Origin of the sequence: Vibrio sp. 1457, from assembly GCF_033340195.1 — a bacterium.
Taxonomy (GTDB): domain Bacteria; phylum Pseudomonadota; class Gammaproteobacteria; order Enterobacterales; family Vibrionaceae; genus Vibrio; species Vibrio alginolyticus.
Genome location: NZ_JAWOWA010000015.1, coordinates 40,324 through 60,060, shown reverse-complemented (window position 1 = coordinate 60,060; position 19,737 = coordinate 40,324). Strand labels below are relative to the sequence as shown.

The following is a 19,737-nucleotide window of genomic DNA, read 5'->3' as shown; positions in this document are numbered from 1 at the left end:
TTGTTATGTCTTTGCCAAGCATCGTATTTTTAGACCGAGCGACCATCCCAGAACATATTGAGGTCCCACGACCTGGCTTTCCGCACCACTGGCGTGAGTACGACCTAACTGCGCCTGAGCAGGTAATAGAAAGGTTAGCAGATGCCGATATCGTGATTAGCAATAAAGTCCTGCTTGACCAACATGTATTAGAGCAACTACCAAAATTACGGATGATCGCGGTTGCCGCAACTGGTTTTAACAACGTCGATGTGAACTACTGTGCTAATCATGATATTGCGGTTGCTAATGTACGTGGTTACGCGACGCGTTCGGTGCCCGAGCACGTGATGGCAATGTTATTCGCTTTAAGACGGAATTTATTTGGGTACCACCAAGATATTGCCGCAGGTGAGTGGCAGCGTAACCAGCAGTTTTGTTTTTTTACTCACCCAATCGGGGATATTGGTGGTAGCACGTTAGGTGTTGTTGGTAGTGGGGCACTAGGGCAAGCGACGGCGAATCTGGCTCAAGCGTTAGGAATGACCGTCTTGTTTTCTGAGCGTAAAGGGGCGGCAGAATGTAGACCAGGTTATGTGTCGTTTGAGGAAGTATTAAAACGCTCCGATGCGCTGACCTTGCATTGCCCGCTCAACGATCATACTCAGAATTTAATTGGTCAAGCAGAGTTGCAACAAATGAAGTCCAACTCCATTTTGATTAATACAGGGCGTGGAGGTTTGGTGGATGAGAGCGCACTGGTGGATGCCTTAAAACAGCAAGAAATTGCAGCGGCTGGTTTTGATGTTTTTACACAAGAACCGGCTGATGAGAGCAATCCGCTGATTGCCAATATGAGTTTACCTAATTTGTTACTGACACCGCATGTTGCATGGGGCAGCGACTCATCTATTCAACGTTTAGCGGAAATCTTGATTGAGAACATTAACGCTTTCGAGCGCGGAGACCGCGTGAATCGCTTAGTGTAACGCTGACTGTAAAACCAAAGATAAAAAAGCAGACATTGACGTCTGCTTTTTGCGTTTAAATCGAATGCTCATTGCGTGAGCCCTCGAATTAAAACTCTTCTTCGTTTAGACCTTTAAGGATCTGAAAGATTTCGCGGTACGCTTTTGCTGGTTTCCCAGCTTTTTTCTCTTTCGCTGCTTGGCGAGCAAGTTGGCGTAGACGCTGACGATCCGCTTCTGGGTACATTTCCATTACGTCATCAATGGCTTTGTCACCTTCTTCCACTACGCGATCACGCAACGCTTCAAGTTTGTGGAATACAGCCGTTAATTGAGAGTGCTTATTACGAATTTTATCCAGTGCGGCTTGGATTGGCTCTGGATCTTCGTAACGCATCAATTTACCAATACGTTGTAATTGGCGACGACGCGCTTCATTTTTAAAGCGTTGCGCGTCAGCAATTGCTTCTCGCAAATCTTCGCTCAATGGAAACTTTTCTAGAACTGAAGGTTTGAGGCCGACAAGCTCCTCACCTAGCTTTTGCAGTTCTTCCATGTCTCGCTTCATCTCGGATTTACTTACCCAGATGATCTCTTCTTCTGGTTCCCATGGCGCTTTTTGATTCTTACGTGCCATTTCAGTTGCCTGTGTTTTGATTAATATTATGACTATTTTAACAAGAATCATGGGGAGAAAGCGAAATTCTTGTTATCCTATTGTTCATCAAAGACAAGATGTGAAAGACAATGGATATTAAACAGCAGGTTGCTGAGCAACGTACCGAGCTAGAGCAAGCCGTCGCAAGAGCCTTAAAGCTTGCATCGGCAAAATCTGACGCCGCCGAAGTCGCAATTACTAAAAGCACTGGTTTAAGTGTTTCAACTCGTATGGGTGAAGTAGAGAATGTCGAGTTCAACAGCGATGGTGCGCTGGGCATTACCGTTTACCGAGGTCAACGCAAAGGCAGTGCTTCCACGTCTGATTTAAGTGAAGCGGCAATCGAGCAAACCGTTATAGCGGCGCTAGATATTGCACATTACACATCTGAAGACCCATTTGCAGGCCCTGCAGCAAAAGAATACATGGTGCAAGATATCCCTGAGCTTGATCTTTTCCACCCTGACGCACCCGATCCAGACTATGCTGCCAATGTGGCGATTGCAGCAGAAAAAGAGGCGCTAAATTATAATAGTGCAATCAAACAAAGTGATGGCGCGAGTTATGATAGTCATTACGGCGTGAAAGTGTATGGCAATAGCCATGGCTTATTAGCTAGTTATGCGTCTAGCCGACATAGTACTAGCTGTTGTGTAATTGGCGTTGGTCAAAACGGCGAGATGGAACGTGATTACAGCTACACCGTGGCACGTCATCGTGATGACTTATGGACCCCAGAAACGGTGGGTCGTAAGGCGGCAGAGAATACGGTTAACCGCCTAGATGCGCAGCGTCTAAAAACAGGTCAATACCCAATCATGTTTGCGGCTGATGTTGCGACAGGCTTGATTGGCCATCTCGTTATGGCGATCAGCGGTGGTAACCTGTACCGAAAATCTTCTTTCTTACTTGACCATCTAGGCAAACAAGTGCTTCCTGAATGGTTCAATATCTCAGAACGTCCGCATGTATTGCGTGGTTTGGCATCAAGTCCATTCGATAGTGAAGGTGTGTACACTCAAGACCGTGAGATCATTACCGACGGTGTGCTAGCAACTTATCTGTTAACCAGTTATGCCGCACGTAAAATGAAGATGACGCCGACAGGTCACGCTGGTGGGATTCATAACTGGTACGTGAAGTCGACAGGCCAAAACTTCGAGCAAATGCTTAAAGAGCTCGGTACTGGTCTTCTAGTGACAGAAGTCATGGGACAAGGTGTGAACGTGGTAACGGGTGATTACTCTCGCGGTGCCGCAGGCTTCTGGGTTGAGAATGGCGAAATCCAATACCCAGTATCAGAAATTACCATCGCAGGTAATCTAAAAGACATGTTCACCAAGATTGTGGCGGTTGGTAGTGATATTGAAACGCGCTCACAAATCCAAACGGGCTCTATCCTACTGGATAGCATGAAAGTGGCGGGTGAATAAGCTTTTCTAGCAATTCAGAATCAAAAAAGCCTGATGTGTTCATCAGGCTTTTTCGTTTTTTCTGTTAGGTAATCAGTATTGTGGCAAGCCCTAAGAAGACAGATAAACCAATCACATCCGTCACCGTTGTTAATGCCATACCACCAGCTAAAGCAGGATCGATGTTCATTTTTTTCAATAGGATTGGAATCGTTACTCCGGCAATACCTGCGACCAATAAGTTGGTCAGCATGGCGGCGGAAATGATTCCTCCGAGCATCCAGTTACCTTTCCAAGCAACAACAATACCACCAATAATCAGCGCCCACATGATACCGTTGAGTAAGCCGATCGAGGCTTCTTTCATTAACAGTTCACGTTTGTTTGAGTCACCGATATGACCAAGAGCAAGACCACGAATCACTAGTGCGACAGTTTGGTTACCAGCGACACCACCCATGGACGGAACAATCGTCATCAATACCGCAATGGCGGCCATTTGGTCTAATGTGGCCTCAAACATATTAGAAACGGAAGCAGCAGCAAGAGCGGCTAATACATTAGCACCAAGCCAGATACTGCGTTTGCGAGCTGATTTTACAACAGGCGCGAAAGTATCTTCGTCATCGTCCATACCCGCCATACTCATCATCGAGTGTTCCGCGTCTTCACGAATAACGTCAACCACGTCATCGATGGTGATACGACCGACCAAATGCAAGTTTTCATCAACAACAGGTGCAGATACCCAATTACGGCGTTCGAACAGACTCGCAACATCTGAGTCGCTAGTATCGACGGTGATGGCCTCGTCCGCGTCTTCCATTACATCAATGATTTTTACGTCTGGCTGAGTGGTAATAAGCGTCGTGATCGGCAGTTCACCGATGAGCTTACTCTCTTCATCGATCACATACAGGGCATCCGTAGCTTCTGGAAGCTCGCCTTTCATACGTAGATAACGCAAAACTACGTCCACATCTACGTCACCACGAATTGTGATGACGTCGGTGTTCATCAGTCCACCCGCGGTGTCTTCTGGGTAGGATAGGGCGGTTTCGACCCGTAGGCGGTCAGATGAGTCCATTTGCGACAGGACTTCGCGTGACAGGTTGTCAGGCAAGCTACGCAGTACGTAAGCCACGTCATCGGTATCCATGCCTTCTGTCGCTTCTGCAAGCGCTTCTGGTGCCATTTTGGATACGAGGCTGTCTTTGACGTCTTCGTTCAGCTCGTCAAGGATTTCACCATAATCTTCAGGGTCGGTGAGTTGCCAAAGAACTTCACGGCTCTTCCGTGGGGAGGCTTCTAAAAGGTGAGCGATATCCTCAGGTTCCATGTCCTGTAATTGACGACGAACATGGACGAAGCGACCATTTTCTAGCGCTTCTGTGACTTCTTGGAGGGCTTGGTGAGCTTGGTCGAATTCAATTTGCTCTGCCATTCATTCCTCCCAATTCCTGATATTTACAATGCGTTGAATAATAACTTAATTCTAGGCGCCTTTTAATAACAACTTATGATACTAAGCAAATTTATTTATTAGGTCAGGGAAGAGAAAGATAATGGGAGGTAAGAAAAAAGCGAGTAAACTACTCGCCTTCATCAAATTTATCTTCGATCAAGTGGCAAACGGCATCCAGTGCTTCTTCCGCTTGCCCACCCGTTGCGTGGATCGTGACGTATTGTCCTTGAGCGGACTCTAGCATTAACAGGCCCATTACGCTGTCTGCTGTGGCGGTTTTGTCTTCTTCATTGTCGATGGTGATGACCGCTTCAAAGCTCTGTGCCAGTTCGACCAGTTTGACTGCTGCACGAGCATGTAAGCCAAGGCGGTTTTGAATCAATACTTTACGACTTAACTCCACGGCTACTCCTTAGCGTTTTTCTCTAGTGAGGTATGGCGAATTTGTACTTGGTGTCCTTTGTTGGCGAAGTATTCACCGATTTGCTGAGTTAAGTACACCGAGCGGTGCTTACCACCAGTACAACCTATTGCAACGGTCAGGTAGCTGCGGTTGTTTTTCTCAAGCAGAGGTAACCAATTCTCTATAAAGCTTTCAATTTGATATTTCAAACTTAACACCGATTGGTGTTGCTCTAAAAATGCGGCGATAGGAGCATCCAGACCTGTAAGCGGGCGTAGTGCTGGTTCCCAATGTGGGTTAGGTAAGAAGCGAACGTCGAATACGTAATCGGCATCGGAAGGCAGGCCGTATTTAAAACCAAAAGACTCAAATACCATAACGAGCCCTTTGCGATCTCTGCCTTCAACGCGCATACGCACGGTTTCACTCAATTCATGCAAAGACTGCCCACTACTATTTAGGACCAGATCTGCATGCGCTTTGAGTGGCGTCAAAATTTGCTTCTCACGCTCGATGGCTTGATCGAGCGAGAGGGAGGTGCCACCTAAAGATAACGGGTGAATTCGGCGTGTTTCGCTGTAGCGTTTGAGTAGCGTTTCTTTATTAGCGTCCAAGAAAAGCACGGTCACATCAAGCTCAGTTTTTAACTGTTCTAGTGTACTCGTCAGTTCTTTTAGCTTTTTAGGAATATTACGAATATCAATGCTGACTGCAACATTCTGTTTGCTGTCAGCAACAGAATGAACAAATGCGTCCAGCAAGTTAACTGGCAGGTTATCAACACAGTAGTAACCTAAGTCTTCCAGTACACGAAGCGCAATACTTTTACCGGCACCTGAGTGCCCGCTAACAACGATTAGTCGCATGGAGTTAGTCCTGCTTATTGGTGAATCATGATGTCGTAAAGTTCTTCATCACTCTGAGCATTACGCAGTAGTTTTAATACTTGCTTATCGCTCAGACGTTCTGCCATAGAGGATAGAGTCTTGAGGTGCTCTTTGCACTGTTCTTCTGGTACAAGGAGCGCAAAAAGAAGATCGACAGGTCGATTGTCAATCGCATCAAATTCGATTGCTTCATCACATTGCAGTAAGACAGCAATGGCCTTGTCGCTTGATTGCATTCTCGCGTGAGGGATCGCAATACCGTTTCCGATACCGGTACTGCCCATTTTTTCTCTATTGAGCATGCATTCGAACAGCTCGGTAGAATCTTGGCCCGTTTGATCAGCCACGATACGGCTGATCATTTCAAGGGCGCGTTTTTTACTCGTGCAGTGGACCGCACTTTTGGTGCAGTCCAATGACAGTATTTCGCTCAGTTGCATGATTAATGACTGTTTAGTTTTTCTTTGTGCTTATTAAGTTGGCGAACCAATTTATCTACCAGCGAATCGATCGCGGCATACATATTTTCGTCATCGGCTGATGCGTGGATTTCGCCTTGATTTATGTGAAGCGTAGCTTCCGCGATTTGAGTAATTTTTTCAACTTTTAGTACAACATGCACTTGATTGATATGGTCGAAGAACCTTTCGAGCTTCTGAAACTTAGAATTTACATAGTCTTGCATTGAATCGGTAAGATCAACGTGATGGCCTTGAATATTGATTTGCATAGACTTTCCTTTTCAGTTAGTGCCTTATAATAGGCGTTTACGCTGACTTGAAGGGGCAATTCCCAAGGATTCGCGATATTTGGCTATCGTACGTCTTGCGACCTGAATCCCTTGGTCAGCCAGAAGAGCAGCAATCTTGCTATCACTCAGTGGTTTGGCAGTATTCTCTGCTGCGACCAGTTTTTTAATGAGTGCACGAATTGCTGTTGACGAACATTCTCCGCCGTTGTCAGTACTAACATGGCTAGAGAAGAAGTACTTCAATTCAAAAATACCACGTGGTGTATGCATAAATTTTTGCGTTGTTACACGAGAAATCGTGGATTCATGCATGTCCACAGCCAAAGCGACATCATTGAGTACCATTGGCTTCATGGCTTCCTCACCATACTCGAAGAAATCTTGTTGATGTTCAACAATACATCTTGCAACTTTGAGTAGCGTCTCGTTTCTACTCTCTAAGCTCTTAATTAACCATTTTGCCTCTTGCAAATTGCTGCGGATGTACTGGCTATCCGCGCTATTACCTTTGCCTAACTGAGCATATTGTTGATTTACTTTTAATTTTGGCACGCTATCCGGGTTTATAGAAACGGTCCATTTGCCATTGTCTTTAAAAACGGATACGTCTGGAATTACGTACTCGGTATCATCAGGAGTGATGCGACTACCTGGACGAGGATCTAACTGTTGGATAAGCTTTAAGACTTCACGCAGATCGGCTTCTTTCAGCTTAGTCTCTTTGATGACGAGCTTGTAGTCACGGTTGCCTAGGTGATCAATATGATCCGCAAGTATCATTTTGGCTTCAGCAAGCCATGGCGTGTCTTCTGGGAAGGTCGTCAGTTGCAGTAACAAACATTCTTGTAAGTTACGCGATGCAACGCCAAGAGGATCGAATTGTTGAATGCGTTTACGAACGGCTTCTACTTCGTCTAACTCTATCTCTTCATTATCGAAGCTCTCATGAATCTCTTCAGGCGACAAAGTTAAATAGCCGTAGTCGTCAACAGCGTCAATAATCGCTAATGCAATCGTGCGGTCGGTTTCACTGAATGGTGTTAGGTCAAGCTGCCACATGAGGTAATCATGTAATGATTCAGTGGTTTCGCCTTGGTAGACGGGCATATCATCATCAAGAGCTAAGCCAGTGCTACCAGTATTCGCGCTGTAGACGTCATCCCAAGTCGTGTCGATTTCAAGTTCAGAGCTAATTTCTGATTTCTCTATCACATCGGAGCTATCTGGAACGTCAATTTCTGTTGGTTCGCTAGCACTGTTGCTATCAGCAGCCTCGACCGCTGACTTATCTTCACCGTTTGCTAGAGGCTCGTCTTGGCCTTCTTCAACTTCCAATAATGGGTTTGAGTCCAACGCTTCTTGGATTTCTTGTTGAAGATCGAGTGTCGACAATTGCAATAAGCGAATCGCTTGCTGCAACTGTGGCGTCATGGCTAACTGCTGACCTAGCTTGAGTTGTAATGAAGGTTTCATTCAGTGTTACTTACCTTGTAATGCTCAGAATCTTACCGTTCCTAATATAATCATAGACGGAATTGTTCGCCGAGATAAACTTGTTTCACCTGTTCATTATTGAGAACTTCTGCCGGAGTTCCCGATGCAATTAGGTGCCCTTGGCTCACGATATAGGCTTTTTCACATACGTCCAGTGTTTCACGTACATTATGGTCAGTGATTAACACTCCGAGACCACGATCGCGCAGATGCTCAATGATTTTCTTGATGTCATTAACCGAAATTGGGTCAACACCAGCGAAAGGTTCATCCAATAAAATGAACTGAGGGTTGGCCGCTAAAGCTCGAGCGATTTCCACCCTGCGTCGCTCACCCCCTGATAGTGCCATACCAGCACTGGTTCTGATGTGCTGGATGTGGAATTCTTCCAACAAATCTTCCAGTTTATCTTGGCGCTCTTCCCTCGTCATTTCTTGACGAGTTTCAAGTACGGCCATGATGTTATCTTCTACTGAAAGCTTACGGAAAATCGACGCTTCTTGCGGAAGATAGCCAATGCCAAGTCGTGAACGGCTATGCATCGGCAAAATACTGATGTCATTGTCGTCAATGGTAATGGTGCCTTCATCGCGAGGTACTAAGCCGACAATCATGTAAAACGAGGTGGTTTTACCCGCACCGTTTGGACCGAGTAGCCCAACAATCTGACCAGATTCAACTTCTAAGCTAACATCAGTGACGACTTTGCGTTTTTTGTAGCTTTTCGCCAAGTTTTTCGCACTCAGTACTGCCATATTAGTTCTCTATCTGATTGGGTTGCAAAATGGTCGTAACGCGCTCTTCCTTAGAGCTATCTGCGACTAGCTTTTGTTTACCAATTTGGTAACGAATCGAAGAACCTTTGATGGTGTTGTTGTCTTGTGCCAGCTGCGCTTGACCTTTCATGGTCAGTTCGTCTGTAGAAATACGGTAATCCAACTCCGTAGCTTGACCACTAAGTGTTTTACCATCGTCCATCAGCTGAGAAAACTTCGCAGGTTTACCAAATGCTTGAATCTGTTTAATTGCTTCGGTTTTAGGATCGCGAGTTACCACGATTCTATCAGCATCGATATTGATGCTCCCTTGCTTAAGAGATACATCGCCTTCAAAAACAACCTGGTTACTCTTCATGTCCACCTGTTGGGTGTCAGAGTTTATGTAAACCGGCTGTTGAGTATCCGACTTGAGTGCCAGCGCTTGAGGCGCCGCCAATACCAGTGCCAGTAGGCTAAGGTGTAACGGTTTCATATCGACCTTGAACTTCATCTGTCAGAGTCGCAGTATGCTGTTTTAAGTTGCCTTGCATTGCGCCTCCAGTAGTTTCAAATTGTGGTCCAACCAACATCACTTGTTGGTCAGCTTTAAAATCACGATTGGTTAGATTAATGACCAATTTGTCTGTTGCCATGGTATCAAAACTCGCACCAGGCAGAAGATTTTGCATTAAGACTTTGTCATATAAAGTCAAAACTTGGTCTTCATCTAACACTGCTCTTGTGGCAGTCACCTTCCATTCAATGACGCTACCTTCACGGTAAACCATCAAAGTCGGGTTATTAAAAATAGTATCTCCACTCTTAGCATAATGGTCTAAGTTAGTGGAGCGAATGATGTAACTGCGGACACCATCTTCACCGTAGGTGATGTTTTCTAATCCAGAACCACTGAACATGGGCAGTTCAGAATCTGGTGCTACTTGAATTGCGTCGTTGCCTTTAGGGGTTAGTAGGTAATAACCGCACCACGCTACAACGAAGATCAAGAGCAAATAAATAAGGCGAGTAAAACTCATATAATGAAGGCCTATCGTTTAGCTCAGTACTTCCCTGACCATTGCCTTTATTCGTCTAATAAATGATTTAAATGTTTGTGCTGATATTACATCACGCCAGCTTTTAGTAAATCGTGCATGTTCAGTGCACCCACAATTTTTTCGTCTTTACATAAAATCAGAGCGTTAATGTTTTTATTCTGCATCAAGTTCAAACCTTCAACCGCCAGCATATCAGGGTGTGCTGTGGTTGGGTTTGTCGTCATGACCTCGCCAATTGCCGTCGTATGAATATCGATACGCTTGTCTAAGGTACGACGTAAATCACCATCGGTGAATATACCAAGCATAGCATCGTGCTCATCGACGATGGCTGTCATGCCTAACCCCTTTTCTGAAATTTCAAGCAGGGCATCGCGAATTAATGCGTCAGGAGAAACTTTAGGTAACGCTTCTCCAAAGTGCATAATATCAGACAACTTAAGTAGCAGTTTTCTCCCCAGTGCACCACCTGGGTGAGATAGGGCAAAATCTTCGGCAGAAAAACCACGAGCTTGAAGCAGAGCTACGGCTAATGCATCTCCCATCACTAATGTGGCAGTCGTACTGCTAGTTGGCGCCAGGCCTAACGGACAAGCTTCTTGAGGTACCGTAATTTGCAGGTGTAAGTCAGACAGCTTGGCCATATTTGATTCTGGCTTACCTGTCATGCTGATGATCTTAATATTCAGGCGCTTTAATACTGGAAATAGAGACAGAATTTCGTTTGATTCACCAGAGTTAGAAATTGCCAGCACAATGTCACCAGGGCTAATCATACCCAAGTCACCATGTGCGGCTTCGCCTGGATGAACGAAAAACGCCGAAGTCCCAGTGCTTGCCAGAGTGGCGGCAATCTTGTTACCAATATGGCCTGACTTGCCAATACCCATAACGACAACTTTGCCGTTGTTGGAAAGGATAAGTTCACACGCTTTTTCAAATTGATCATCAAAGTAGGTATCTAGCTCTTGCAGAGCAGCAACTTCGATATCAAGAACTTGTTTAGCAGCAGCGCGAAAATCAAATTGATTGGACATATCAGATCTCTACTTATTGATCGTGGTAATTAAGCGGTCATGTTTGCGAATAAGTACACTTGGTAACCTAAGAAGCACACAAACAAGATGGCACCTTCAATACGGTTAATACTGCGTGATTTACCCAAACACATAGCGACAAGTAACAATGAAACGCCTAACATGACCCAGAAGTCACGTCCCATCGCGTACTCACTGAGCACCGATGGATTAATGATGCCAGGAATCCCCATTACCGCCAGAATGTTAAACACATTCGAACCGATAATGTTACCGACAGCCATGTCGTCTTCACCCTTTAAAACTCCCGCAAGTGATGCGGCTAGTTCTGGCAGGCTAGTGCCAATGGCGATAATAGTTAGACCGATAACAAGGTCGCTCATACCAAAGTGTTTAGCAATAATTACCGCGTTATCAACCAGCATGCTGGCTGCCAAAGGAAGCAGTATCAAGCCAATAACCACCCACATGATTGCTTTAGGGTTACTGACGCCTTCTGGGATCTCTGACTCTTGGTCATCAAGAAAAACATCACCTGATTTTTGCTCTTTGCGGCTGATTTGCAACATAGCAAATAAAAATGCCCCAAAGAGTACAAACAATAAGACACCCTCATAAAAACCGAGATGGCTATTCCAAAGCAGAATACCAGCGAGTACGGTTACGGCTATCATGAGTGGAAGTTCTCGGCGGATGACGGCGGAGCTAATCGACAAAGGCTTGATCAGCGCTGTAATACCTAGGATTAACGCAATGTTCGCTATGTTTGAGCCTAATACGTTACCCACCGCTGTATCTGTTTTGCCATCCCAAGCAGCGGTTGCAGATACCATCATCTCAGGGGCGGATGAGCCCATCGCGAGGATTGTCATGCCGATGACAAGCGGGGAAATACCGACGTTGCGGGCTATCGCTGCAGAGCCAAAAACAAGTTTATCTGCACTCCAAACAAGCAAAACAAGACCGACTATAAGCAACGCAACGGCTTCGAGCATGAGAATTCCTAAGTATTAAATAAGTAAAATGAATAACCGCTAATTTTGACCTTTTGCGGCCTAAAATGGAAGATAAACGAAGAATAAATTAAAGGTTAGTAACGAAAATGTATGTAAATCTCACTCATTTAAATGAGCAATTCTGGTCTAGGATTTAAACACTTCGTGCTAATTCGGTCATAAACCATGAGAAATTGCAGGGATATACTCGACTTTATTTAATTGAACAGTGCTTTAAATTCAACGCCAATGTGCTTATGATTGCAGCCTAATAAATGTACCGACGTTACTTTATTAAACGTAGAATTCAACTCCGATGAGTATCTGCTTGATGATTCCGTGAGTTGCAACGCTCCTACAGTAGAAGAGATGATATGTCGAACAACGATTTAGTCACCGTGAACAACCTCACTTTTTCACGGGGAGAACGCATGATCTTTGATGATATTGATCTGCATGTTCCTGAGGGCAAAGTGACGGCCATTATGGGACCATCGGGAATTGGTAAAACAACACTGCTGCGTTTGATTGGTGGTCAGTTGTATCCCGAGCAAGGAGAGATCTGGTTTGATGGCGACAATATTCCCTCTCTCTCGCGTAAAAAACTCTACCATGCTCGAAAGAAAATGAGCATGTTGTTCCAGTCAGGGGCTTTATTCACTGATTTGAATGTTTTTGATAATGTCGCCTTTCCATTAAGAGAGCATACCGATTTATCGGAAGACTTGATTCGCACCATGGTGTTACTCAAGCTCGAAGCTGTCGGTCTGCGCGGCGCGGCGCAATTAATGCCGAGTGAGCTTTCAGGTGGTATGGCAAGACGCGCTGCTTTGGCTCGTGCAATCGCTCTTGACCCTGACTTGATCATGTACGATGAGCCGTTTGTGGGGCAAGACCCAATCACTATGGGCGTTTTGGTTGAGCTAATTAGCAATCTAAACCAAGCGTTAGGTTTGACCTCTATTGTGGTTTCTCACGACGTACCTGAAGTCATGAGTATTGCTGACTGGGTATACCTGATGGCCGATGGAAAAATCATCGCCTATGGTACGCCAGAAGAGCTGACTCAAAACTCTGATCCTCGTGTCCAGCAGTTCTTACAAGGTGATGCCGACGGTCCTGTACCGTTTCGTTTCCCTTCTCAAAGTATCGAAAAGGACTTATTTGATGGTCGATAACTTCATTCACTTTGTCGCCTCGCTGGGTCGACGCACGCTTTCTATTTGCGGAGCATTTGGTCGTGCGACTTTCATGTTGATTGGGGCGCTATTTTCTAAGCCACAACCGATCAAAAGCTTTCCTCTGCTTGTTAAGCAACTTTATTCTGTTGGTGTTCAGTCGCTAGCGATCATCGTCGTATCTGGTCTGTTCATTGGAATGGTTTTGAGTCTACAAGGCTATGTTGTGTTGGTGGATTACGGCGCAGAAGGCAGTTTGGGGCAAATGGTGGCGCTTTCTTTACTCCGTGAATTAGGACCTGTTGTTACTGCACTTTTGTTTGCTGGTCGTGCCGGTTCTGCGTTAACCGCAGAGATAGGTCTAATGAAAGCAACGGAACAACTGTCTAGCCTTGAAATGATGGCGGTAGACCCATTGAAACGAGTGATTGCACCACGGTTTTGGGCTGGGGTTATCTCAATGCCTTTACTGGCTATGATTTTCATGGCTGTGGGAATTTGGGGCGCTCAGCTTGTTGGTGTTGACTGGAAAGGCGTTGATCACGGCAGTTTTTGGTCAGCGATGCAGTCCTCTGTTGAGCTAGGGCAAGACATTGGTAACAGTATGATCAAATGTTTTGCGTTTGCAATTACGGTTACTTGGGTCGCTCTATTTAACGGTTATGATGCTATTCCAACATCGGAAGGGATCAGCCGAGCAACTACGCGCACTGTTGTGCATTCTTCTTTAGCAGTACTAGGATTAGACTTTGTACTGACCGCATTGATGTTTGGGAATTAATCATGCAACAAACACGTAAAACTGAATTATGGGTTGGCAGCTTTGTATTAGCGGGAATTTGCGCGATTCTTGTGATGATTTTTCAAGTTGCTGACGTAAAAAGCATTGGCTCTGGTGATACTTATACCCTCAAAGCCGAGTTCGATAATATTGGCAGTTTAAAAGTTCGTTCGCCCGTAAAAGTGGGGGGCGTTGTGATTGGTCGAGTAAGTAGTATTTCGCTTAACCCAGACAACTTATTGCCAGTTGTAACACTATCTATCAATAGCAAATACAATCAGTTCCCAGAAACGTCGAGCGTACAAATTCTGACATCTGGCCTGATTGGTGAGCAATACATTGGTTTAGTACCTGGCTTCGTTTTTGATGATGAAGTCATGCTGGTGGATGGTGATACCATCGAAGACACCAAATCGGCGCTTGTGCTTGAAGACTTAATTGGTCAAGTACTATACAGCGTAGGTGGTTCAGACGACTCAAGTAAGGAATAACTATGTTAGCGAGATTACTACTTTCAGTTTGTGCTGTGTTTAGCGTCTTTGGAGCAACAGCAGCAGAGGTGGATAAAACTGAACCCTATAAGATGATGAAGCAGGTAGCTGAAGTCACGTTCGAAAGATTGAAAGCCGAACAGCCGAAAATCAAACAAGATCCAAATTTACTTAAAGTGATCGTTGAAGAAGAGCTAATGCCTTACGTCAACTACCGCTATGCAGGGTTAAAACTTCTTGGTCCAAACTTAAAAGGTGCTAAGCGTGAAGATGTACTTAAGTTTATCGATGCATTTCGTGCGTACCTGATTGCGTCTTATGCACAAGTGTTGACGCAATACTCTGACCAAAAAATTGAGTTTGGTCCTGAGCCTAGCATTGATGACTCTAAGCGTATTACAAGCATTAAAGTTGATATCATCGATACTCCGCGTCCAAACATCAAACTTGAGTTTAAACTGCGTAAAGACAACCAGTCTGGTGAGTGGGAAGCATTCGATATGATTGCAGAGGGCATTAGTTTGCTTTCTAGTAAACAATCCGAATGGAACAGTAAAATTCGTCAAGAAGGTATTCTATCTGTTGCTAAAGACCTAGAAAAATTGGCCGCAGAACCGATCCGCTTCGAGGCGAAGAAATAATGGCCCAGACTCCCGCTCAGTGGCAATTGGATCAAAACATTCTTAAGCTAACAGGGGCACTTGATAGAGATACAGTGCCTTCATTGTGGGCGTATGCACAGCAATGGCAACCTGCTCAATCGGAGCTGGAATGCTCGCTAAAAGAGATAGAGCGCGTCGACTCTGCAGGAATGGTGATGTTAATCCACTTATTAGAGCATGCAAAAAAGCAAAACTGTCATATAATGCTCAGTTTCGTGCCGGCGCAACTGCGCACTTTGTTTCAACTGAGCAATGTTGAATCTTTAGTGGCCAAACACATACAGAATTATCAGGGGTAAATTGTGGATAGCGCAAAAGTACAACAGTTATTAGAAGAAGCACTAAACCTTCAAGAAGTGCATGTGAAAGGTGAAGGTAGCCACTATGAAGTGGTTGCTGTTGATGCTTGTTTCGATGGAATGAGCCGCGTTAAGAAGCAGCAGCTAATTTATGCTCCTCTGATGGAATACATCCAGCGTAACGACATTCACGCATTATCAATCAAAGCGTTCACACCAGAAGAGTGGGCTCGTGATAAGAAATTGATGTCGCTTTAAGGTTTATTGATGGAAAAGTTTCGAGTTATTGGGTCAGATAAACCACTAGTTGGTGAAGTGACCATTTCAGGTGCAAAAAACGCAGCACTGCCGATTTTATTTGCGTCTATCTTGGCGGAAGAGCCAGTAGAAGTGGCAAACGTACCACACCTTCGTGATATCGATACAACCATGGAACTGCTTAAGCGTTTAGGCGCGAAAGTAAGCCGCAATGGCTCTGTTCATGTTGACCCAAGCAGTATTACAGAATACTGCGCGCCTTATGATTTGGTGAAAACCATGCGTGCTTCTATTTGGGCTTTAGGTCCTTTGGTGGCGCGCTTTGGTCAAGGTCAGGTTTCTTTACCAGGCGGTTGTGCCATCGGTGCCCGTCCTGTGGATCTGCATATTTCTGGTTTAGAGCAGCTTGGCGCAACCATTACATTAGAAGATGGTTATGTGAAAGCAGAAGTGGATGGTCGTCTAAAAGGCGCGCACATCGTGATGGATAAAGTCAGCGTAGGCGCGACGATCACCATCATGTGTGCGGCAGCGCTGGCGGAAGGCACAACAACACTAGATAACGCTGCGCGTGAGCCTGAAATCGTCGATACCGCTGATTTCCTAAATAAGCTTGGCGCAAAAATCTCTGGCGCTGGCACAGATACCATTACGATTGAAGGTGTTGAGCGCCTAGGCGGTTGTAAACACAACGTGGTTGCTGACCGTATTGAGACGGGAACATTCCTTGTCGCAGCAGCAGTATCTGGCGGTAAAGTGGTATGTCGCAACACTAATGCTCATTTGCTTGAAGCGGTTCTCGCCAAGCTGGAAGAAGCTGGCGCGCTTGTCGAAACGGGTGAAGATTGGATCTCCGTTGATATGACCGACCGCGAGCTAAAAGCGGTAAGTGTACGTACTGCGCCACATCCTGGTTTCCCGACGGATATGCAAGCTCAATTTACGCTTCTGAACATGATGGCGAAAGGTGGCGGCGTGATCACAGAGACTATCTTTGAAAACCGCTTTATGCACGTACCAGAACTCATGCGTATGGGCGCTAAAGCTGAGATCGAAGGCAATACGGTTATCTGTGGTGATGTTGAGTCACTCAGCGGTGCGCAAGTGATGGCAACCGATCTACGAGCTTCGGCTAGTTTGGTAATTGCAGGTTGCATTGCTAAAGGCGAAACCGTCGTTGATCGTATTTACCATATCGACCGTGGTTACGACAAAATCGAAAATAAACTGGCTGCACTTGGCGCAAATATTGAGCGAGTGAGCTAGGCAAGTTAAACTGCACCGCAGGTAACTTGGATATCAAGAGAGCCGAAACCTGAGTTTCGGCTTTTTTATATCACTCTCATGACCATATTTTCCCTTTATGGAAAGAGAGATATTAATAGCTGTATCTGGCAAAAGCCGGTTCCTGGAGAACAAGAATGATTGCACTGTTACGTGTATTTGCTGTCGCTATCTTTGCGATTGTTATGTTTATTGGTGGTTGTGGTTACTGCCTATTAAGCCCTAGAAACCCTAAGCACGTTTTCACTTTTGGCCGTTTGTTTGCCAAGATGTCTCGTGTGTTTGGGATTAAATTAGAGTTGCGTATCCCTGAAGATGCGTATTCACGCGGCCAACATGTTTACATTGCTAACCACCAGAACAACTGGGACATGTTTACTGTTTCTGCGGCTGTGACTCCGAAAGTTGTGACAGTAGGTAAAAAGAGCTTGGCTTGGATGCCATTGTTTGGTCAGCTTTACTGGCTTACGGGTAACATTCTGATTGACCGAGCGAATCGCTCTAAAGCAAAAGGTACTATCGATCAGGTCGTGAGCAGCATGAAAGAAAGTGATGTTTCGGTGTGGATGTTCCCAGAAGGCACGCGTTCTCGTGGGCGTGGTTTGCTGCCATTCAAAACAGGTGCTTTTCATGCGGCAATTGGAGCAGGTGTGCCAATCATTCCTATCGTATGTAGCTCGACGAATAAAATTAAGCTGAACCGTTGGAACAATGGTCATGTGATTGTTGAAATGCTACCTCCAATCAGCACTGAAGGCTATGGTAAAGAGGGCATTCGCGAGTTAGCGAATATCTGTCGTGAACAGATGAAAGAGAAGCTTGAATCGTTAGATGAAGAAGTCAAACAGCGTAATGCTGCTTAAGTTTTACTGCGATATCATCACGAAAAGACAATAAAAAACGGGTAGCCTGAGCTACCCGTTTTTTATGTTTGTCAGCAAGTACAATTATTTGCGAACTGCAATTGCTTCAATCTCGATGCCAACATCTTTTGGTAGGCGAGCCACTTCTACACAAGAGCGTGCAGGGTAGTTTGCTACGCCGTGCTCATCAAAGAACTTGCCGTAAACTTCGTTCACCGTGCCAAAGTCATTTAGGTCTTTAACAAAAACCGTTAGCTTTACAATATCAGATACTTTAAGACCTGAAGATTCAACTACAGCCTTTACGTTTTCTAGAGACTGACGAGCTTGTTCTGCGATATCAGCAGACACTTCACCTGTCGCTGGGTTTACTGGGATTTGGCCTGAAGTAAGAACCATGTTACCTAGATCTACGCCTTGAACGTAAGGACCGATTGCTGCTGGTGCAGACTCAGTGTGAAGTACTTTCGTCATTTGATTTTTTCCATCAGTTGTAGGGAATAAAGATTCTCAGTTTGCCTCTAAACCCTCGGTAGGTAAAGAGCAAAATACCCTGACATTGCAGGGTATTTTAAACGTATCACAGCCTAGTCGTGCGGCGTGTTTATCGCTCGGTTACGATCTCGCGTGAGAACACTTTCTCGCAGTATTTACACTTTAGGCGGATTTCTTGTTTCTTCTCGAACACGCTAAAGCTGCTTTCTACTGGTTCATTATGAGAAATACAGTTTGAATTCGGGCATTCAAATACATCATTGATGCGCTCAGGAAGCTCTAACGCGAGCTTTTTCACCACTTCATAATTCTCGATTTGATTCACGGTCGCGTGAGGAGCATACAACGCTAACTTGCTCGCTTGCTCTTCATTGATAAACACGTTTTCGATTTTGAGTAGATCTTTATGACCGAGTGCTGATGATGGCAAGTTCAGTCCAATCGTTACGCGTTGTGATGAATTGTGCATATCGAACAGTCTTAATACTTTGATGCCGATTTGCGCAGGGATGTGGTCGATGACCGTACCATTTTTGATTGCTTCTACCTGCAATTGAGTTTCTTTAGCCATGATTTTTCCCCTCGATTACAGTGTTTCGTTTAGAACAAGCGCCAGCAGTGCCTGGCGAGCATACACGCCATTTTGAGCTTGCTGGAAGAAGTAGGCATGAGGCGTTTTATCAACATCAGTTGTGATTTCATCCACACGTGGTAGTGGGTGCAGTACTTTCAAGTTCTCGCGCGCGCCTTCTAGTAGTGCTGCCGTTAGGATGTAAGCCGACTTAATATGTGCGTACTCCGATTCGTCAAAACGTTCTTTCTGTACGCGTGTCATGTACAGAATATCCAGTTCAGGAATCACACTTTCCATGTCTGTGTGTAGGCTATATTGAATGCCAGCTTCGTCTAGTTCTTCGCAGATGTAATCTGGCATTGCCAGCGCATCTGGTGCAACAAAGAAGAAGCGGATGTTGTTAAACTTTGCTAAGGCTTGAGTCAGTGAGTGCACTGTGCGGCCATATTTTAGGTCACCTACGAATGCGACGTTCAGGTTGTCTAGACGCCCTTGTGTTTCCGCGATGGTGTATAGGTCGAGTAGCGTTTGAGTTGGGTGTTGGTTTGCACCGTCGCCCGCGTTGATCACTGGCACGCCATTTGAAAATTCAGAGGCCAAGCGAGCGGCGCCTTCTTGTGGATGACGCATCACAAAGGCATCGACGTAAGAAGAGATGACTTGTACTGAATCTGCGAGTGTTTCGCCTTTTTTCGCCAGAGAGGTATTACCATCATTATCAAAGCCAATCACGTCACCACCAATGCGCTGAATCGCTGTTTCAAACGATAAACGTGTACGTGTTGATGGTTCAAAGAAACAACTTGCAACGACTTTGTTTTTAATCAGTTCTGGTCGAGGTGCTTTTTTAAGGCTACCTGCTGTTTCTACGATAAGTTCCAGTTCTTCGCGTGAAAGCTCTGGAATAGAGATGATGTGCTTCTGGTAAAGCGAGTTCGCCATGATCTTCTTCCCTATAACATTGATGACTACATCCAAATAACCGAA

25 protein-coding genes are annotated in these 19,737 nt (G+C 45.2%); 10 read left to right on the top strand and 15 right to left on the bottom strand.

Annotated features, from left to right (window positions below; genetic code table 11):
• The first annotated feature begins 5 nt into the window (after positions 1–5).
• A complete protein-coding gene (locus R7Z41_RS16270; RefSeq protein ID WP_225478038.1) occupies positions 6–968 on the top strand; it encodes a D-2-hydroxyacid dehydrogenase in 963 nt (320 codons plus the stop codon).
• An 88-nt stretch (positions 969–1,056) separates the two neighbouring features.
• Here the strand turns inward: R7Z41_RS16270 and yjgA are convergent, their stop codons facing one another.
• Entirely contained in the window at positions 1,057–1,584 is a 528-nt protein-coding gene (yjgA, locus tag R7Z41_RS16265) for a ribosome biogenesis factor YjgA (RefSeq protein WP_005381124.1), read from the bottom strand.
• A gap of 110 nt (positions 1,585–1,694) precedes the next feature.
• Here yjgA and pmbA point away from each other — a divergent pair, with 110 nt between their 5' ends.
• Complete coding sequence (gene pmbA / locus R7Z41_RS16260; protein WP_206970991.1) at positions 1,695–3,038, top strand: metalloprotease PmbA; 1,344 nt, start codon at positions 1,695–1,697, stop codon at positions 3,036–3,038.
• A gap of 64 nt (positions 3,039–3,102) precedes the next feature.
• Here pmbA and mgtE read toward each other — a convergent pair whose 3' ends face one another.
• The 11 genes from mgtE to R7Z41_RS16205 form a co-directional block, all read right to left on the bottom strand.
• Positions 3,103–4,461, bottom strand: coding sequence for a magnesium transporter (mgtE, locus tag R7Z41_RS16255; RefSeq protein ID WP_005381121.1), 1,359 nt, complete (start codon positions 4,459–4,461; stop codon positions 3,103–3,105).
• A 148-nt stretch (positions 4,462–4,609) separates the two neighbouring features.
• Positions 4,610–4,885, bottom strand: coding sequence for an HPr family phosphocarrier protein (locus tag R7Z41_RS16250; protein WP_005381120.1), 276 nt, complete (start codon positions 4,883–4,885; stop codon positions 4,610–4,612).
• Positions 4,886–4,887: 2 nt separating this feature from the next.
• Positions 4,888–5,751: an RNase adapter RapZ gene (gene rapZ / locus R7Z41_RS16245; protein WP_005381118.1), complete on the bottom strand. Its 864-nt coding sequence runs from the start codon at positions 5,749–5,751 to the stop codon at positions 4,888–4,890.
• A gap of 14 nt (positions 5,752–5,765) precedes the next feature.
• Positions 5,766–6,212, bottom strand: a complete 447-nt coding sequence (ptsN, locus tag R7Z41_RS16240; RefSeq protein ID WP_005381116.1) for a PTS IIA-like nitrogen regulatory protein PtsN — start codon at positions 6,210–6,212, stop codon at positions 5,766–5,768.
• A 2-nt stretch (positions 6,213–6,214) separates the two neighbouring features.
• Positions 6,215–6,502: a ribosome hibernation promoting factor gene (gene hpf / locus R7Z41_RS16235; protein ID WP_005381114.1), complete on the bottom strand. Its 288-nt coding sequence runs from the start codon at positions 6,500–6,502 to the stop codon at positions 6,215–6,217.
• Between the two features lie 24 nt (positions 6,503–6,526).
• Positions 6,527–7,996, bottom strand: a complete 1,470-nt coding sequence (locus R7Z41_RS16230) for an RNA polymerase factor sigma-54 (protein ID WP_005381112.1) — start codon at positions 7,994–7,996, stop codon at positions 6,527–6,529.
• A gap of 50 nt (positions 7,997–8,046) precedes the next feature.
• On the bottom strand, positions 8,047–8,772 hold the full coding sequence (gene lptB / locus R7Z41_RS16225) for an LPS export ABC transporter ATP-binding protein (protein WP_005381111.1): 726 nt from the start codon (positions 8,770–8,772) through the stop codon (positions 8,047–8,049).
• A 1-nt stretch (position 8,773) separates the two neighbouring features.
• Positions 8,774–9,268, bottom strand: a complete 495-nt coding sequence (gene lptA, locus R7Z41_RS16220) for a lipopolysaccharide transport periplasmic protein LptA (protein WP_005381109.1) — start codon at positions 9,266–9,268, stop codon at positions 8,774–8,776.
• Positions 9,249–9,812 carry an LPS export ABC transporter periplasmic protein LptC gene (lptC, locus tag R7Z41_RS16215; RefSeq protein WP_005381106.1) on the bottom strand — a complete coding sequence of 188 codons (564 nt, stop codon included), beginning with the start codon at positions 9,810–9,812 and terminating at the stop codon, positions 9,249–9,251. Before lptC ends, lptA begins: the two co-directional genes overlap by 20 nt.
• 86 nt (positions 9,813–9,898) lie before the next feature.
• Positions 9,899–10,870, bottom strand: coding sequence for an arabinose-5-phosphate isomerase KdsD (gene kdsD, locus R7Z41_RS16210; protein ID WP_005381104.1), 972 nt, complete (start codon positions 10,868–10,870; stop codon positions 9,899–9,901).
• A 29-nt stretch (positions 10,871–10,899) separates the two neighbouring features.
• Positions 10,900–11,865: a calcium/sodium antiporter gene (locus tag R7Z41_RS16205; RefSeq protein WP_005381102.1), complete on the bottom strand. Its 966-nt coding sequence runs from the start codon at positions 11,863–11,865 to the stop codon at positions 10,900–10,902.
• Between the two features lie 374 nt (positions 11,866–12,239).
• On the opposite strand from R7Z41_RS16205, the gene mlaF reads away from it, so the two are divergent.
• From mlaF to R7Z41_RS16165, 8 genes are all read left to right on the top strand, one after another.
• Positions 12,240–13,043 (top strand): phospholipid ABC transporter ATP-binding protein MlaF, encoded by an 804-nt coding sequence (mlaF, locus tag R7Z41_RS16200; protein ID WP_005388422.1) that lies wholly within the window; start codon positions 12,240–12,242, stop codon positions 13,041–13,043.
• Positions 13,033–13,824, top strand: coding sequence for a lipid asymmetry maintenance ABC transporter permease subunit MlaE (gene mlaE, locus R7Z41_RS16195; RefSeq protein WP_025767616.1), 792 nt, complete (start codon positions 13,033–13,035; stop codon positions 13,822–13,824). Before mlaF ends, mlaE begins: the two co-directional genes overlap by 11 nt.
• A 2-nt stretch (positions 13,825–13,826) precedes the next feature.
• Positions 13,827–14,315, top strand: a complete 489-nt coding sequence (gene mlaD / locus R7Z41_RS16190; RefSeq protein WP_005381099.1) for an outer membrane lipid asymmetry maintenance protein MlaD — start codon at positions 13,827–13,829, stop codon at positions 14,313–14,315.
• A 2-nt stretch (positions 14,316–14,317) separates the two neighbouring features.
• On the top strand, positions 14,318–14,956 hold the full coding sequence (gene mlaC / locus R7Z41_RS16185; protein ID WP_206970992.1) for a phospholipid-binding protein MlaC: 639 nt from the start codon (positions 14,318–14,320) through the stop codon (positions 14,954–14,956).
• Entirely contained in the window at positions 14,956–15,276 is a 321-nt protein-coding gene (locus R7Z41_RS16180; protein ID WP_005381093.1) for a lipid asymmetry maintenance protein MlaB, read from the top strand. The genes mlaC and R7Z41_RS16180 overlap by 1 nt, the downstream gene beginning before the upstream one ends.
• Before the next feature lie 3 nt (positions 15,277–15,279).
• Complete coding sequence (gene ibaG, locus R7Z41_RS16175; RefSeq protein WP_005381092.1) at positions 15,280–15,534, top strand: BolA family iron metabolism protein IbaG; 255 nt, start codon at positions 15,280–15,282, stop codon at positions 15,532–15,534.
• A 9-nt stretch (positions 15,535–15,543) separates the two neighbouring features.
• Positions 15,544–16,800 carry a UDP-N-acetylglucosamine 1-carboxyvinyltransferase gene (gene murA / locus R7Z41_RS16170; RefSeq protein WP_005388419.1) on the top strand — a complete coding sequence of 419 codons (1,257 nt, stop codon included), beginning with the start codon at positions 15,544–15,546 and terminating at the stop codon, positions 16,798–16,800.
• 155 nt (positions 16,801–16,955) lie between these two features.
• Entirely contained in the window at positions 16,956–17,681 is a 726-nt protein-coding gene (locus R7Z41_RS16165) for a 1-acylglycerol-3-phosphate O-acyltransferase (RefSeq protein WP_005381088.1), read from the top strand.
• An 84-nt stretch (positions 17,682–17,765) separates the two neighbouring features.
• On the opposite strand, the gene R7Z41_RS16160 is transcribed toward R7Z41_RS16165, so the two are convergent.
• From R7Z41_RS16160 to pyrB, 3 genes are all read right to left on the bottom strand, one after another.
• Entirely contained in the window at positions 17,766–18,155 is a 390-nt protein-coding gene (locus tag R7Z41_RS16160) for a RidA family protein (RefSeq protein ID WP_005381087.1), read from the bottom strand.
• 130 nt (positions 18,156–18,285) lie between these two features.
• Positions 18,286–18,747: an aspartate carbamoyltransferase regulatory subunit gene (gene pyrI, locus R7Z41_RS16155; protein WP_005381086.1), complete on the bottom strand. Its 462-nt coding sequence runs from the start codon at positions 18,745–18,747 to the stop codon at positions 18,286–18,288.
• Positions 18,748–18,762: 15 nt separating this feature from the next.
• A complete protein-coding gene (gene pyrB, locus R7Z41_RS16150; protein ID WP_005381085.1) occupies positions 18,763–19,692 on the bottom strand; it encodes an aspartate carbamoyltransferase in 930 nt (309 codons plus the stop codon).
• Positions 19,693–19,737 lie beyond the last annotated feature (45 nt).

Bases quoted from the DNA above. Each gene is read 5' to 3' on its own strand.
- lptB (WP_005381111.1), bottom strand. From the start codon at position 8,772: ATGGCAGTACTGAGTGCGAAAAACTTGGCGAAAAGCTACAAAAAACGC.
- mlaE (WP_025767616.1), top strand. From the start codon at position 13,033: ATGGTCGATAACTTCATTCACTTTGTCGCCTCGCTGGGTCGACGCACG.
- mlaF (WP_005388422.1), top strand. From the start codon at position 12,240: ATGTCGAACAACGATTTAGTCACCGTGAACAACCTCACTTTTTCACGG.
- R7Z41_RS16270 (WP_225478038.1), top strand. From the start codon at position 6: ATGTCTTTGCCAAGCATCGTATTTTTAGACCGAGCGACCATCCCAGAA.
- mlaD (WP_005381099.1), top strand. From the start codon at position 13,827: ATGCAACAAACACGTAAAACTGAATTATGGGTTGGCAGCTTTGTATTA.
- hpf (WP_005381114.1), bottom strand. From the start codon at position 6,502: ATGCAAATCAATATTCAAGGCCATCACGTTGATCTTACCGATTCAATG.
- ptsN (WP_005381116.1), bottom strand. From the start codon at position 6,212: ATGCAACTGAGCGAAATACTGTCATTGGACTGCACCAAAAGTGCGGTC.
- rapZ (WP_005381118.1), bottom strand. From the start codon at position 5,751: ATGCGACTAATCGTTGTTAGCGGGCACTCAGGTGCCGGTAAAAGTATT.
- pyrB (WP_005381085.1), bottom strand. From the start codon at position 19,692: ATGGCGAACTCGCTTTACCAGAAGCACATCATCTCTATTCCAGAGCTT.
- murA (WP_005388419.1), top strand. From the start codon at position 15,544: ATGGAAAAGTTTCGAGTTATTGGGTCAGATAAACCACTAGTTGGTGAA.
- R7Z41_RS16205 (WP_005381102.1), bottom strand. From the start codon at position 11,865: ATGCTCGAAGCCGTTGCGTTGCTTATAGTCGGTCTTGTTTTGCTTGTT.
- R7Z41_RS16230 (WP_005381112.1), bottom strand. From the start codon at position 7,996: ATGAAACCTTCATTACAACTCAAGCTAGGTCAGCAGTTAGCCATGACG.
- mlaC (WP_206970992.1), top strand. From the start codon at position 14,318: ATGTTAGCGAGATTACTACTTTCAGTTTGTGCTGTGTTTAGCGTCTTT.
- mgtE (WP_005381121.1), bottom strand. From the start codon at position 4,461: ATGGCAGAGCAAATTGAATTCGACCAAGCTCACCAAGCCCTCCAAGAA.
- R7Z41_RS16160 (WP_005381087.1), bottom strand. From the start codon at position 18,155: ATGACGAAAGTACTTCACACTGAGTCTGCACCAGCAGCAATCGGTCCT.
- R7Z41_RS16165 (WP_005381088.1), top strand. From the start codon at position 16,956: ATGATTGCACTGTTACGTGTATTTGCTGTCGCTATCTTTGCGATTGTT.
- pyrI (WP_005381086.1), bottom strand. From the start codon at position 18,747: ATGGCTAAAGAAACTCAATTGCAGGTAGAAGCAATCAAAAATGGTACG.
- R7Z41_RS16180 (WP_005381093.1), top strand. From the start codon at position 14,956: ATGGCCCAGACTCCCGCTCAGTGGCAATTGGATCAAAACATTCTTAAG.
- lptC (WP_005381106.1), bottom strand. From the start codon at position 9,812: ATGAGTTTTACTCGCCTTATTTATTTGCTCTTGATCTTCGTTGTAGCG.
- kdsD (WP_005381104.1), bottom strand. From the start codon at position 10,870: ATGTCCAATCAATTTGATTTTCGCGCTGCTGCTAAACAAGTTCTTGAT.
- lptA (WP_005381109.1), bottom strand. From the start codon at position 9,268: ATGAAACCGTTACACCTTAGCCTACTGGCACTGGTATTGGCGGCGCCT.
- yjgA (WP_005381124.1), bottom strand. From the start codon at position 1,584: ATGGCACGTAAGAATCAAAAAGCGCCATGGGAACCAGAAGAAGAGATC.
- pmbA (WP_206970991.1), top strand. From the start codon at position 1,695: ATGGATATTAAACAGCAGGTTGCTGAGCAACGTACCGAGCTAGAGCAA.